The organism is Micromonospora sp. WMMA1949 (assembly GCF_027460145.1).
Classification (GTDB): Bacteria; Actinomycetota; Actinomycetes; order Mycobacteriales; family Micromonosporaceae; genus Micromonospora.
Map to the genome: position 1 here is coordinate 2,139,019 of NZ_JAPZBG010000001.1, position 13,149 is coordinate 2,152,167.

Here is a 13,149-nt window from a genome sequence, read left to right on the forward strand (position 1 = left end):
GTTCGGACCTGTCGCCGTGGACCCACCCCCGCCGGAGGTTAGTCATGCGGACCCGCCGCGATCAGGTGCAGGCGTACCGCTTCGTCACCCGCCGCATCGTCTCGGCGCTGCTCGCCGGTGATCCGGAGACGAACGACCTGCCGATGCGCCGCCTCGGCATGGCGGTGTTCGGCAGCGTCATCGCGGCCGCGGTGGTGCTCGGCGGCGTCGGCGCGTACGGGCAGCTCACCAGCAACTCCGCGCCGTTGGAGCCGAACACGGTGGTGATCGAGCGGGAAACCGGCGCGACGTACTACTTCGGCGAGGACAAGGTGCTGCGCCCGACGCTCAACTACGCCTCGGCGCGGCTGATCGTCAACGACGCCGGTGCGACGCCGCGCACCATGTCGCAGGCGTCGATCAAGGACCGTCCGCGCGGGCGGCTGGTCGGCATCGTGGGCGCCCCGGACGACCTGCCCGATCGCAAGTCCCTGGTCGGGCTCCCCTGGTCGGTGTGCGACGTACCGGATCCGAACGACCCGCGGCGCTCGACCACGCACCTGGTGATCGACCGCGCGCTGCCCGGCGGGACGGCGCTGACCGACCGGGCCGTGGTGGTGCGGACCAGCGACGCCCGTTACCTGCTCACCGGCGGCTCCCGGCTGCGGGTGGCGGGCGACGAGCAGGCGCTGGTGGCGTTGAAGATGGCCGGTGCGACGAACCTGACCGTCGGGCAGCAGCTGCTGAACGCGGTGCCGGTCGGGCCCGTGCTGCGCAAGCCGTCGATCGCCGGGGACGGCGGCGCGAGCGGGCTCACAGTGGCCGACCGGCCGGCCCGGATCGGCCAGGTGTACCAGGCCGCCGGCCAGTACTACGTGCTCACCCGGCAGGGCCTGGCGACCGTCCGTGAGGTCACCGCGCTGCTGCTGCTCGGCAGCGGCGGCGAAGTGACGCAGATCACTCCCGACGAGGCCGGACGGCTCCTCACCGATCAGCGGCTGGACGCGGACGGTCTGCCGGCCCGGCTGCCGACGCTGCACGAGGTCCGGCCGGGCCGCACGGTGCTCTGCGCCACCTACCGGCCCGGGCCCGCCGGTCAGCCGCCCACCACCACGCTCGAGGTGTTCGACTCCCCGCCGGCCGAGCTGACCTCGGCGACCGCGATGCCGGCCCGGCAGGGCGGCCGGGACGCGGTACGCACCGCCGAGAACGTGCTGCTGCCCGGCGGCAAGGGCGTGCTGGTGCAGGCCACGGCCGGGGAGACCGGCAAGGCGGCGGCCGGTTCGACCGTCTACCTGATCACCGCGCAGGGCATCCGCTATCCGCTCGGCACCGCCGGGGGCGACGCGAAGAGCGCGCTCGGGTACGGCGACGTGACGCCGATCGCCGTACCGGCCTCGCTGCTGGCGCTGGTGCCGACCGGCCCGACGCTGTCCCGCGAGGACGCGATGACCTACTTCGATGCGGCAGCGCCTCCGGGGGCCACCCCGACACCTTCGGCCGGCGGTGCGGCGGCGCAGGTCCAGGGCGGTTGACCGGCCGCCGCCGGATCCGAAGTGGAGGAAGTCCGTCACGGGTCGCCCGGGCTGGCTCGCTTCGACTAACCTGAGTGCGGCGAAGGTTATCGACGATGACTACGGGGATGCAGCCATGACGGGGCGCACGACGGTAGACGTACTGTCCTTGGAGGACTTCCACCAGCGACTCGAGCGGCGCCTGCAGGAGGCGGAGTCGGTGTTGCGCAAGCTCAACACCCAGATGCAGTGCCGCCCGCCGGCGCTCGGCACGTTCACCGACGCGACCGACAACGCGCGTCGCTACTCCGAGACGCACCAGAGCTACGTCAACCACGTCGACCGGTTGCGCCGGGCGATCCTGGCCGCCCGCGAGGCGACCCACAAAATCATGACGAACTACAAGACCGCCGAGGCCCGCAACGCCGCCGCCGCGGCCGACATCGCCGCCGCCCTCTCTGGGCTGAACGAGGCGATGAAGCAGCCGAAGGAGGACCCGCGTGTCTGAGTACACCCGGCGCTACGAGCATGTCAGCCACGAGGAGCTCTACCAGGGCGTCAACGCCGGCGACCCGAAGCAGATCGAGGCGCTCAGCGCCCAGTGGACCTCCCTGAAGAGCACGCTCGACGACCTCGGCCGCGACCTGACCGCCGACCTGGAGGCGCTGTCCAAGAGCTGGACCGGCGACGCCGCGCGCGAGTTCACCAGGCGGCTGGACATGGTCGTGCGCTACTCCGGCAACCTCGCCGAGGGCATGACCGGCATCCGGCAGGGCCTCGACATGATGTCCAGCGAGCTGCGGGCCGCGCAGTCCAAGGCGGAGACCCCAGAGAAGACCGACGACAACGACAAGCTGCTCGCCGGCGCCGGCAAGGGCTTCCTGCTCGGCGGCGCCCCGGGCGCGGTGATCGGCGGGATCGTCGGCCACCAGCAGGACAAGGCCGAGCAGGAGAAGGCGCACCAGCGAATGGTGCAGGTCGTGGCGAAGCTCGCCGAGGGCTACGACTTCTCCGCGTACGGCCGCATCGTCGTGCCGGACCCGCCCGAGACCGAGCTCCCGGGCCACACCAGCAACGGCGACCCGACGCTGCAGAACGGCCCGTCGGTGAAGACCCCGACGTCCGGCCCGAGCCTGGGCAGCTTCGGCCCGGGCGCCGGCGCCACCGCGACCACCTCGGGTGTGCACCACACGGCTCCGACCGGTGGCACGCCGGGCGAGGGCACGCCCGGTGCGGGCACTCCGGGCGGCCAGCCCGGCGCCGGCGCTCCGGGTTCGGTGCCGACCAGCGGCACCGTCGAGCCGGGCGGCACCTCGCTGGCCGGCGCCACTCCGCTGACCAGCACCGTCGGCGGTCCGACTGTCGGCGGCGGCCCGGGCTTCGGCCCCGGCGGCGCCGGCTCGACGACGATGACCGCAGGCGGACCGGGTGGTGCGCTCTACGGCGCCCCCGGCGTGCTGAGCACCGGCTCGCTGGCCGGCACGGGCGCCAATTCGGCGTCGGCGGCCCGCCTCGGCGGCATGCCCGGCGCCGACAACCGCTCCGCCGCCGGCACGGGCCGGCTCACCTCCGGTCGTGGCCTCGTGGTCGACGCCGGGAGCAAGTCCGCCGAGCGCACCGGCGGCGCCACCGGGCGACCCGCGATGGCCGGCCGCAGCGGCGTGCTGGGCGGGCGCGGCGGCCACGGCGACGACGAGTCCGACGGTCGGCTGACCTGGCTCACCGAGGACGAGATGGTCTGGGGCGACGGCGACGCCGCCCCGCCGCCGGTGCTCGGCGGCAACTGAGTCCGGCATCCACGGCATGGCGCGGCACCCCGGCAGGGGCGCCGCGCCGTTCCGCGTCCGGCCTGCGTCAGTGTCCGTCCACACCGACCCGTGGGGTGGCTCACGTAACCCGCTAGATCCTTGAGCTGCGAGATCGTCCGCCGACGGATAGGTTGAACAGGTGCTGCCCGTAGCGTTCGCCCCGTCCACCTGGACGGCGACGCTGCGCCGGATCGCCCGCACGGCCGTGGCCAGCCTGGTGCTGATCGCCGGCCTCCAGGGCATCGCCGCCACACCCGCCCACGCCGCCGCGGCCCCGCACGCCGCCGTCGCCTCGCACGCAGTCGCCTCGCGCGCCGTCGCCACCGAGCACGTCGTGGCGATCGAGCACGCCGCGACGCGGCAGGCGGTCACCGCCGGTGCCGCGCGTCCCGCCGAACTCATGACGGGCGACGCCACGACCGCCGCCCTGCGCGCCACCGGCCCCGGCAGCGGCCCGGCCGTCACCGAGGCCCCGTCGACCGACTCCGCCGCGGGCGTTCCCGGCGTCGAGGTCGCCGCCGCCGCCGACCCCGGCCGGGCGGACATCGCCCGTCGCGGTCCGCCGCGCGCCTGACCGGGCACCCTTCCGGTACGCCCCGGCGCGGCCCCACCCGCCGCACGCCGCGCGCCCTGCCGCGCGTCCCGTCGCGTCCGAGTCACGACGCGCACCCGCCCGGATCTCCGGGCCACGACCGTTCATCGTCTTTCGTTCCACCCTGAGGTGCTGGTGATGCAGACCGTCTTCTCCGCCGTCCTGCCCGACATGCCCGCGGCCGCCGTGATCTGGCTGGTCCTGCTCGCCGTGGCCGCGACAGTGGTCGCCGCGCTGATCGTCCGCCCGTCGCGGTTCCGCTCGGAGCTGGTCGACCGGATCAGTGACGCGGCCCGGCCGAGCAGCATCGAACGTGCCGAGCGAGCCCGCGTACGGGACCAGGAGCGGACCCGCTACGCCGACGAGGTGGCGGTGGCCGCCTCCCGCGCGACGGCCACCGCGGAGCGGAGCCGGGCCGAGTGGCTGACCGCCCAGGAGGAGTCCGAGGCCGCCTGGCAGGCGTACCAGGCGGCTGAGGAGGACGTCCGGCGCCTCACCGCCGCCGCGGCGCTGCCGCTGCCCCGTACCGCCAAGACCCCGGCCGAGTACGCGGACCGGGAGCGCTGGCTGCACCGCGCCGCGATGGACGCCCAGTGGCGCAACGAGATCACGGTGCGGCAGCTCAGCGACATCCTCGGCGGCAACGGCTGGGACCCGAGCCGGCACCCGGTCGAGCAGGAACTGCTGCTGCGCCGGCTGGTCCGGGACAACATGGCGGCCCGGCACCGGGCCGCCACGCAGCGGGAGCAGGCCGCCTGGCAGGCAGCCGAGCTGGCCGCCGCGGCGGCGCAGAGCCTGCGCGACGAGGCGTTCGCGGCGCTGCATCCGGTCGCCGAGCCGCAGACCGCGCTCTCCATCGTGGGCTTCGCCGGGCCGGAGACCACCCGGGAACTGCCGGCCGGCACGGTCGCCGACGTCACCCGGGAGCTGCCGCCGGTGGCTCGCGGCCGCGCGGCCGTGGCGACCTGAGCCGGCTCCGCGCTGCATTCCTTCCGAGCGATATGACTGAGGGGCATATTTATGCCTCTCAGTCATATGCGTTTCCGGGAGTCATCTCTCGGCGGTGGCTACGGCGAGTAGCCGACGCTTTCCCGAGCGGGGCGGGGGGATGGACCGCGCCCGCGGGCGGCCTGGGCCCGGCTCGGCTAGCGTGATGCCGTGTCCCGTGAATCCTGGGTGCTTGTCGCACTCGCCGCCGTCCTCGCGGTGGCCATGCTGGCCGGGGCGGTGCTGCTCGCCATCCGGGTGGTCCGCACCCGCCGCATGCTCGGCGCGCTCGGCGCCGGCGGCAAGGTCGCGTTCTACGGCGCGCTGATCTACACCATCCTGCCGGTGGACCTGCTGCCCGACCCGATCTACCTGGACGACATGGGCGTGCTGGCCGGCGCGCTGTTCTACCTGGGCCGGCTGGTCGCGAAGCACCGTGCCGAGCAGCGGGCCGCCCAGTCCGCCCAGGCGATGCCGCTGGCCGTAGCGCCGCCGCGTCCGTCGGATCGTCCCTGACGAGGAGACAGCATGGCTGGGCGTCACCGGTTGGATCCGCACGACGAGCGGGTCGCCCGGTTCTTCGCGGACCGGCACCTCGCCACCCTCACCACACCGCGTGCCGACGGCACCCCGCACGTCGTACCCGTGGGGGTGACCTTCGACCCGGCGGCCGGGCTGGCCCGGGTGATCACCTCGGCCGGGTCGGCCAAGGCCCGGCACGTCGCGGCGGCCGGGCCGGACGGCGTGCCGGTCGCCGTGTGCCAGGTCGACGGCCGCTGGTGGCTGACCGTGGAGGGCCGGGCGGTGCTGCGCCGCGACCCGGAGTCGGTGGCGGAGGCCGAGCGGCGGTACGCCGAGCGTTATCGCACGCCGCGCCCGAATCCGGAGCGGGTGGTCATCGAGATCGCGGTGACCCGGCTCCTGGGAAGCCTCCCCGGCTGAGGCGTCTGTCCGGTTCCGCGGTGGCCCCGGTCACGCCCGGAAATGGGCTGCCGCGGCAGGGCGGTTGAACTCTCCGTACGCCGAGCGCCACTCCTGGTGCCGCGTCTCCCCGCACGGAGCCGTCGACCCCCGAATGGAGCCTCGACCATGAACCCGATCATCCGTAAGTGTGTGCTGTCCGTCGCCGGCCTGGCCGCGGCCGGCGGTGCCGTGGCCGGCCCGGCCGCCGCCCACGCCGCCCCGGTCAAGAGCAAGGGTGACCGTGCCGCCGACTACGAGTACCAGGCCCAGCCGAACTACTTCTACTGCGGTCCCGCCTCGACCCGGATCGCGCTGTCGGCCGAGGGCAAGGACGTGAGCCAGGACGAGCTGGCGGCCAAGCTCGGCACCACCGAGAACGGCACCGACTCGGCCATCGACATCACCCGGGTCCTGAACGAGTACACCGGCGGCAAGTACCGGACCACCGAGATCCGCGACGACGTGGCCACCCGGGAGCAGGTCGACCGCCTGCGTGCGGACATCCGTACCGCCGTGGACGACGACCGGCCGGTGGTGGCGAACATCCTGGGCGGCGCCCGGGACATCGACGGGGTGGAGCACAGCTACCCCGGCCACTACGTGACAGTCGTTCGGTACGAGGGCGACGGCGACCGGGTGCTGATCGCCGACCCGGCACGGCCGGACGAGCCGACGTACTGGATGGACGTGACCGAGCTGGCCAACTGGATCGCCGGCCGCGGCTACAGCTCCTGACCCGCACGGGCCGGTCCCCTTCTGGGGGGCCGGCCCGACGCCGGGGTACGTCAGCGGCCGGTGTCGCCCTCGCCGGTGCGCTGCTGCGCCATGTCGACGCCCTTGTCGATCTGCGCGTCGTACTTGCCGCCGCTGCGCTTGTCGGCCGCGTCACCCGCCTTCTCGATGCCCTGGTCGACCTGCTTGTCATGCTTGTCCGCGAAGTCCTTCGCCTTGTCCATGAAGTCGCTCATCCCCGATCTCCCTTCGATACGGTGAATGCCTTCCCTGAGGCCGAGGGCACAAACACGGGGTGGGCGGTTACGGCCCTGGTGTCGGATCGGCCCGCGTCGGGTACCAACGGCCCGGATCGAGGAGGGCGACGTGGACGACGACGCTGGAATACCTGGCCGGGCACCGACCGCCGGACCGCGGCAGACCTGGGCGGGACTGCCCTGGCCGGTACGAACGGCGGTCACCTGGAGCGCCTGTCTCCTGGTGGTCACCGCAGGGCTGTGGCTGCTCGGGCAGATCGCCGTACTACTGGCGCCGCTGGCGGTGGCGCTGGCCGGCACGCTCTTCCTCGCCGCGCTGCTCGACCCGGTCCTGGTACGCCTGCGCCGGCTCCGGGTGCCGGCCGGGCTCGCCGCCCTCCTGAGCATCCTGCTGCTGCTCGGCATCCTGGGCGGCGCCGGCGTCCTGGTCTGGAACCTCACCGCGAGCCAGTTCAGCGAGCTGAGCCAGCAGCTCGACGAGGGGTTGCAGCGCACCCGGGACTTCGTCACCTCCAGCCTGCCGGTCACCGACCAGCAGCTCGACCGGCTCGTGGAGCAGATCCGGAAGGGCCTGAGCAGCGGCGCGCCCGATCCGGTCGCCGGGGCGCGCAAGGTCGCCGAGGTCGCGGGCGCGGTGCTGCTCGCCCTGGTGCTGCTGTTCTTCCTGCTCAAGGACGGCCGTTCGATGTGGCACTGGGTGCTGCGGCGGCTGACCGGACCACGCCGGGAGCTGACCGCCGAGGCGGGACGGGCGGGCTGGCGGACGCTCGGCGCGTACAGCCGGGGCACGATGATCATTGCCGCGATCGACGCCATCGGCATCGGGCTGGCGCTTGTCGTGTTGCGCGTCCCGCTGGCCCTGCCGCTCGCCCTGATCACGTTCCTCGGCGGGTTCGTACCGATCATCGGCGCCACAGTGGCCGGTGCGGTGGCGGTGCTCGTCGCGCTCGCCGCGAACGGTCCCACCACCGCGTTGCTGACCCTGGCCGCCGTGATCGCCGTCCAGCAGATCGAGGGCAACCTGCTGGAACCACTGGTGATGCGGCGGCAGGTGCAGCTGCACCCGGCGGTCATCCTGGTCGTGGTCACCGCCGGCACGCTGGTCGCCGGGGTGGCCGGGGCATTCGTGTCGGTGCCGATCGCGGCGGTGCTCTGGCGGGTGCTCGACACCGTGCAGCGCCACCGCGCCGCCGAGCGGAGCGGTACCGAGCGCAGCGGCACCGGCGTACCCGCGCCGACCGCCGACCCGGGCCGCGCCGCCGAAGCAGCGGGCTGACGACCGGCGCGGCCGTTCAGGCGGGGTGCGGCTGGCGCAGGTGCGTGATGAACCACGTACCTGCCTGGTCGGCCACCTGCTCCAGCGTGCCGGGCTCCTCGAACAGGTGCGTGGCGCCGGGCACGATCCGCAGCTCCGCCACTTCGCCGAGCGCGTCCCGGGCCTGCTCGTTGAGCACGATCACCTGCTCGTCCAGGCCGCCGACGAGCAGCAGCGTCGGTGCGCGTACCGCCGTCAGTGAGCTGCCTGCCAGATCCGGCCGGCCGCCCCGGGAGACCACCGCGCCCACCCGGTCCGGCCGGGCCGCGGCGGCGACCAGCGCGGCGGCGGCGCCGGTGCTGGCGCCGAACAGCCCGATCGGGAGCCGCCCCAGCTCCGGGTCGGCGCCCATCCAGTCGACGATCCCGGCCAGGCGCTCGGCCAACATGCCGATGTCGAAGCGCAGCTCGGCGGTGACCTCGTCCCGGGCCTCCTCGTCGGCGGTCAGCAGGTCGACGAGCATCGTGGCCAGCCCGCGCTCGTTGAGCGCACGCCCGACGGCCATGTTGCGCGGGCTGTGCCGCGAACTGCCGCTGCCGTGCGCGAACAGCACCACCCCACCGGCGTTGCCGGGCACGCTGACATCCCCGACGAGCCCTCCGTCCACCACAGGCACCGAAACCTCACGCATATCCCTCCACCCCCGCCCACCCGATACCCCCCAGCCGAACGATCATGAAGTTGACGGCCCAGAAAGCGCTTCCCCACCCCGCCAACTTCATGATCACGCCATCCGGGCAAGACCACGGGGAACGCCCGCGGGGAACCCCGCGCGGGGAGGCCGACGCGTGCGGGGTTGCGTTGACGTCGGCGGCAAGGTTTAGCGTCGATTCACGGAGACGGACGGGGGCGGCGGATGCGGATCGGGGAACTGGCGCAGCGGGCCGGTACGAGCACCCGCACCCTGCGCTACTACGAGGCACACGGGCTGGTCCGGCCGAACCGGTCCGCAAACGGATACCGGGTCTACGACGAGGCGGAACTGCGCGTCGTCCGCGAGATCCGGTCCCTGCTGGCGATCGGCTTCGGCCTGGACGACATCCGCCCGTTCGTCGCCTGCCTGCGCGCCGGAAACGACTCCGGTGACGTCTGCCCCGATTCGGTGGCGGTGCTGCGGCGCAAGCTCGCCGAGGTGGACGACTACCTCGACCGGCTCGGCGACGTCCGCCGCCGGCTGCACGACCAGCTCGCCCACGCGATCGCCCAACGGGAGGAAACATGCCTCAGGACACGGGGACCGGCCGGCTGACCCCGGTCACCGACGACACCTTCGCGGCCGCCGTGCTGGCCGCCGACCGGCCGGTGGTGGTGGATTTCTGGGCCGAATGGTGCCCGCCGTGCCGGGTGGTGTCGAAGCACCTGGCCGAGCTGGCCGAGGAGTTCGGCGACGCACTGCGCTTCGTCACCCTCAACACCGACGAGAACCCGGCCACCACCCGCGCCCACCGGATCATGTCCGCGCCGACCATGCTGGTGTTCCGGGGCGGCGAGGTGGTCGGCTCGATCGTCGGCTCCCGCCCGAAGGACCACCTGCGGCGCAGCTTCGCCCAGCACGCGGACGGTTGAGCCGCCGCCGGGCGGGAACGCGCCGGGTGACCACGGACCCCGACCGATCGCGAGGATCGTCATGGCGAAACAGGACAGGTCCCGGGACCAGGAACTCACCGACCAGGAACGCCGTAAGCAGGAGCTGAAGGACTCGCCGGACTGGGCCGACCGCGCCGCGACGGCGCGCACGTCCGACGATCCGCGGGCCACGGCGCCGCGCGACGCCGGCGGGCGTCCGTCCAACGGCCGCCAGTTCTGAGGTACGCGTACCGAGCGGCCCCGCCCGTCGTGGCGGGGCCGCTCAGTTCGTGCGTTCCGGCAGGTGCATCAGCGGCGCGCGGCCCTGCGGCTGCTCCGGCTGCGACCCGCTCGGGTGTGCCGGCGGCACCGCCACGGTCACCGGCTGCGCGGAGGTGACCCGCAGCGGCTCGCCGTGGTGCCGCAGCTCGACGACGGTGTCCGGCCCGCCGTTGCGCAGCGAGTACGTCGTCTGGTGCGGCCGGACGTCGACCCGCAGCCGCATCCCGCGCCACTGGAGCGAGAACTCCAGGCGGCTGAGGCGGCTGGAGAGCCGGGGCGCGAAGGAGAGCGTCCCGTCGTGGTCGCGCAGCCCGCCGAACCCGGCCACGAGCGCGATCCAGGCGCCGGCCAGTGATGCCATGTGCACACCGTCGCGGGTGTTCTCGTTGAGGTCGTGCAGGTCCATCAGCGCGGCCTCGCGCAGGTAGCGGTGGGCCAGTTCGAGGTAGCCGACCTCGGCCGCCAGCACCGCCTGGGTGCAGGCGCTCAGCGACGAGTCGCGTACGGTGCGCCGCTCGTAGTAGACGAAGTTGCGCAGCTTCTCGGCGGCGCTGAACGCGTCGCCCCGCCAGTGCATGGCCAGCACCAGGTCGGCCTGCTTGACGACCTGCTTGCGGTAGAGGTCGAAGTACGGGTAGTGCAGCAGCAGCGGGTACTTCTCCGGCGGCGTGTGCTCGAAGTCCCACTCCTGGAAGCGGGTGAACCCCTCCACCTGCTCGTGCACGTCGGTCTCCGCGTCGTACGGCACGTGCATGTCGTTCGCGGCGTCCCGCCAGGCGGCGGCCTCCTCCTCGGTCACGCCGAGGTCGAGCGCCTGGTCGCGGTAGCGCATCGCGCAGTCCGCGGCGGTACGCAGGTTCCGCTGGGCCATGAGGTTGGTGTAGACGTTGTCGTTCTTGACCGCCGTGTACTCGTCCGGGCCGGTCACGCCGTCGATGTGGAACCGTCCGGCGCGGTCGTGGTGGCCGAGCGAGCGCCACAGCCGGGCGGTCTCGACAAGCAGTTCCAGACCGATCTCCCGTTCCAGCGCCTCGTCGCCGGTGACCAGTACGTAGCGGCGCAACGCGTCGGCGACGTCGGCGGCGATGTGGAACGCGGCGGTCCCGGCCGGCCAGTACGCCGACGACTCCGGCCCTTCGATGGTGCGCCACGGGAAGGCCGCGCCGGCGAGGTTCAGCGTGCGGGCGCGTTCCTGCGCCTGGGCCAGCGTGTCGTACCGCCACTGCAACGCGTCACGCACCGCGGTCGGCTGCGTGTAGGTGAGCACCGGCAGTACGAACATCTCGGTGTCCCAGAACGCGTGGCCGTCGTACCCCGGGCCGGTGAGGCCCTTGGCCGAGATCGGCCGGCGTTCCGCGCGGGCGCCGGCCTGGAGGACGTGGAACAGGCCGAACCGGACGGCCTGCTGCACCTCGGGGTCGCCCTCGACGCGCACGTCGGCGGCGTCCCAGAACGCGTCCAGGTATTCGCGCTGGGCCCGGCGCAGGCCGTCCCAGCCGTCGAGCCGGGCCGCTGCGAGCGCCGCGCCGACCTGGTCGCGCAGCGCCGGGAGCGACCGGCGGCTGGACCAGCCGTACGTGAGGTACTTGACCACGCGGAGCGTCTGGCCGGGCTTGAGCACGCAGCCGATGGTGGTGCGGACCCAGTCCTCGTACCCCTCGCTCTCGATCGTGGTGCGTTCGGGCCCGTCCACGTCGTGGCCCATGGCGGCGGCGACCCGCAGGCCGCTGACCTTGGTCCGGTGGATGAGCTGCCCGCCGTCGTCGGTGGTCAGCTCCTCCTCGGCCTGCAACGGCGACTCGAGTACGGCGGCGACCCGGGGGTCGCGGCTCTGCGGCGGCAGCGACTCGTTGGCGACCAGCTCGGACTGGAGGATCAGGCGCAGCGGCCCGTCGACCGGCTCCACCTCGTAGTGGATGGCGGCCACCGAGCGCTGGGTGAACGACACCAGGCGGGTGGTACGGACCTTGACCTCGCGACCGGCCGGGGAACGCCAGTGCAGATCCCGCTGGAGGGTGCCGGCGCGCATGTCGAGGACCCGCTCGTGGGCGAGCAGTTCGCCGTAGCGCACGTCGAGCGGCTCGTCGTCGACGAGCAGCCGGATCAGCTTGCCGTTCGTGACGTTGACGATGGTCTGCCCGGACTCGGGGAAACCGAAGCCGGCCTCCGCGTACGGCAGCGGGCGCAGCTCGTAGAACGAGTTCAGGTAGGTGCCGGGCAGCCCGTGCGGCTCGCCCTCGTCGAGGTTGCCGCGCAACCCGATGTGCCCGTTCGACAGCGCGAACACCGACTCGGACTGGGCCAGCACGTCCATGTCGAGCTGCATCTCCCGGACGTGCCAGGGCTCGACCGGGTACGCCCGTTCCCGGATCACGCGGCCGGCTCCGGGGCGAGCAGGTCGGCGAGGTCGGTGACCACCACGTCGGCGCCGTTCGCCAGCAGCTCGTCGGCCTGGCCGACCCGGTCGACGCCCACCACGTACCCGAATCCGCCGGCCCGCCCGGCGGCCACACCGGCGAGGGCGTCCTCGAAGACGGCCGCGTGCGCCGGTTCGACGCCGAGCAGTCGCGCGCCCTCCAGGAACGTGTCCGGGTGCGGCTTGCCGCGCAGCCCGCTCGCGCGGGCGACCACGCCGTCCACCCTTGCCTCCAGCCAGCGTTCCAGCCCGGCGGCGTGCACCACGGCGGCGCAGTTGGCGCTGGCCGAGACGACGGCGCGGCGCAGCCCGGCCGAGGTGGCCGCTTCCAGGTAGCGCACCGATCCCTCGTACACCTCGACGCCGTTGTGCTCGATCCGCTGGAGCAGCACGACGTTCTTACGGTTGCCGAGGCCGTTGACGGTGTCCGCCTCGGGCGGGTCGTCCGGCGATCCCTCGGGCAGCGTGATGCCGCGCGAGGCCAGGAATGTGCGCACCCCGTCGGCGCGCGGTCTGCCGTCCACGTACCGGTTGTAGTCCGGTCCGGGGTCGAACGGGTGGAACGGCTCGCCGGTTTCCGCCGACCGTCGCCGCAGATACGCGTCGAACGTCTCCGCCCAGGCGGCGTTGTGCACCTTGGCGGTCTGCGTCAGCACACCGTCCAGATCGAAGAGACAAGCGCGCACGTGCGCGGGGAGGCCCAGCATCGCTTGAATCTAACCAGAGCCCGCGCCGGGC

General features: G+C 73.4%; 16 protein-coding genes. 12 read left to right on the forward strand and 4 right to left on the reverse strand.

From position 1 onward, the window contains the following. The first annotated feature begins 44 nt into the window (after nucleotides 1–44). The 8 genes from eccB (at nucleotide 45) to O7607_RS09965 (ending at nucleotide 6,578) form a co-directional block, all read left to right on the forward strand. Nucleotides 45–1,514, forward strand: coding sequence for a type VII secretion protein EccB (eccB, locus tag O7607_RS09930; RefSeq protein WP_269702622.1), 1,470 nt, complete (start codon nucleotides 45–47; stop codon nucleotides 1,512–1,514). A 115-nt stretch (nucleotides 1,515–1,629) separates the two neighbouring features. Then, nucleotides 1,630–2,001 (forward strand): hypothetical protein, encoded by a 372-nt coding sequence (locus O7607_RS09935; protein ID WP_269702623.1) that lies wholly within the window; start codon nucleotides 1,630–1,632, stop codon nucleotides 1,999–2,001. Further along, entirely contained in the window at nucleotides 1,994–3,280 is a 1,287-nt protein-coding gene (locus O7607_RS09940; RefSeq protein ID WP_269702625.1) for a WXG100 family type VII secretion target, read from the forward strand. The genes O7607_RS09935 and O7607_RS09940 overlap by 8 nt, the downstream gene beginning before the upstream one ends. 160 nt (nucleotides 3,281–3,440) lie before the next feature. Further along, nucleotides 3,441–3,875 carry a hypothetical protein gene (locus tag O7607_RS09945; protein ID WP_269702627.1) on the forward strand — a complete coding sequence of 145 codons (435 nt, stop codon included), beginning with the start codon at nucleotides 3,441–3,443 and terminating at the stop codon, nucleotides 3,873–3,875. Nucleotides 3,876–4,031: 156 nt separating this feature from the next. Then, nucleotides 4,032–4,862 carry a hypothetical protein gene (locus O7607_RS09950; RefSeq protein WP_269702629.1) on the forward strand — a complete coding sequence of 277 codons (831 nt, stop codon included), beginning with the start codon at nucleotides 4,032–4,034 and terminating at the stop codon, nucleotides 4,860–4,862. A gap of 189 nt (nucleotides 4,863–5,051) precedes the next feature. Continuing rightward, nucleotides 5,052–5,396, forward strand: a complete 345-nt coding sequence (locus O7607_RS09955) for a YkvA family protein (protein WP_269702631.1) — start codon at nucleotides 5,052–5,054, stop codon at nucleotides 5,394–5,396. A gap of 12 nt (nucleotides 5,397–5,408) precedes the next feature. Further along, entirely contained in the window at nucleotides 5,409–5,822 is a 414-nt protein-coding gene (locus O7607_RS09960) for a pyridoxamine 5'-phosphate oxidase family protein (RefSeq protein ID WP_269702633.1), read from the forward strand. Nucleotides 5,823–5,969: 147 nt separating this feature from the next. After that, entirely contained in the window at nucleotides 5,970–6,578 is a 609-nt protein-coding gene (locus O7607_RS09965) for a C39 family peptidase (RefSeq protein WP_269702635.1), read from the forward strand. 50 nt (nucleotides 6,579–6,628) lie between these two features. Here O7607_RS09965 and O7607_RS09970 read toward each other — a convergent pair whose 3' ends face one another. Beyond that, on the reverse strand, nucleotides 6,629–6,811 hold the full coding sequence (locus tag O7607_RS09970; protein WP_269702636.1) for an antitoxin: 183 nt from the start codon (nucleotides 6,809–6,811) through the stop codon (nucleotides 6,629–6,631). 130 nt (nucleotides 6,812–6,941) lie between these two features. Here O7607_RS09970 and O7607_RS09975 point away from each other — a divergent pair, with 130 nt between their 5' ends. After that, nucleotides 6,942–8,108, forward strand: coding sequence for an AI-2E family transporter (locus O7607_RS09975; RefSeq protein ID WP_269702638.1), 1,167 nt, complete (start codon nucleotides 6,942–6,944; stop codon nucleotides 8,106–8,108). Between the two features lie 16 nt (nucleotides 8,109–8,124). Here the strand turns inward: O7607_RS09975 and O7607_RS09980 are convergent, their stop codons facing one another. After that, a complete protein-coding gene (locus O7607_RS09980; protein ID WP_269702639.1) occupies nucleotides 8,125–8,778 on the reverse strand; it encodes a dienelactone hydrolase family protein in 654 nt (217 codons plus the stop codon). A gap of 225 nt (nucleotides 8,779–9,003) precedes the next feature. On the opposite strand from O7607_RS09980, the gene O7607_RS09985 reads away from it, so the two are divergent. The 3 genes from O7607_RS09985 to O7607_RS09995 all read left to right on the forward strand — a co-directional run bounded on the left by O7607_RS09985 (nucleotide 9,004) and on the right by O7607_RS09995 (nucleotide 9,954). Then, nucleotides 9,004–9,396, forward strand: coding sequence for a MerR family transcriptional regulator (locus O7607_RS09985; protein WP_013283752.1), 393 nt, complete (start codon nucleotides 9,004–9,006; stop codon nucleotides 9,394–9,396). Then, the gene (locus tag O7607_RS09990; RefSeq protein ID WP_269702641.1) at nucleotides 9,366–9,713 is read left to right on the forward strand and encodes a thioredoxin family protein; all 348 of its coding nucleotides are present in this window, start codon (nucleotides 9,366–9,368) and stop codon (nucleotides 9,711–9,713) included. The genes O7607_RS09985 and O7607_RS09990 overlap by 31 nt, the downstream gene beginning before the upstream one ends. Before the next feature lie 61 nt (nucleotides 9,714–9,774). Then, a complete protein-coding gene (locus tag O7607_RS09995) occupies nucleotides 9,775–9,954 on the forward strand; it encodes a hypothetical protein (RefSeq protein WP_269702644.1) in 180 nt (59 codons plus the stop codon). Nucleotides 9,955–9,996: 42 nt separating this feature from the next. Here O7607_RS09995 and O7607_RS10000 read toward each other — a convergent pair whose 3' ends face one another. Together O7607_RS10000 and O7607_RS10005 are read right to left on the reverse strand one after the other, a co-directional pair. Next, entirely contained in the window at nucleotides 9,997–12,369 is a 2,373-nt protein-coding gene (locus tag O7607_RS10000; protein ID WP_269702646.1) for a glycoside hydrolase family 65 protein, read from the reverse strand. Then, nucleotides 12,366–13,118: an HAD family hydrolase gene (locus O7607_RS10005; protein WP_269702648.1), complete on the reverse strand. Its 753-nt coding sequence runs from the start codon at nucleotides 13,116–13,118 to the stop codon at nucleotides 12,366–12,368. The genes O7607_RS10000 and O7607_RS10005 overlap by 4 nt, the downstream gene beginning before the upstream one ends. Nucleotides 13,119–13,149 lie beyond the last annotated feature (31 nt).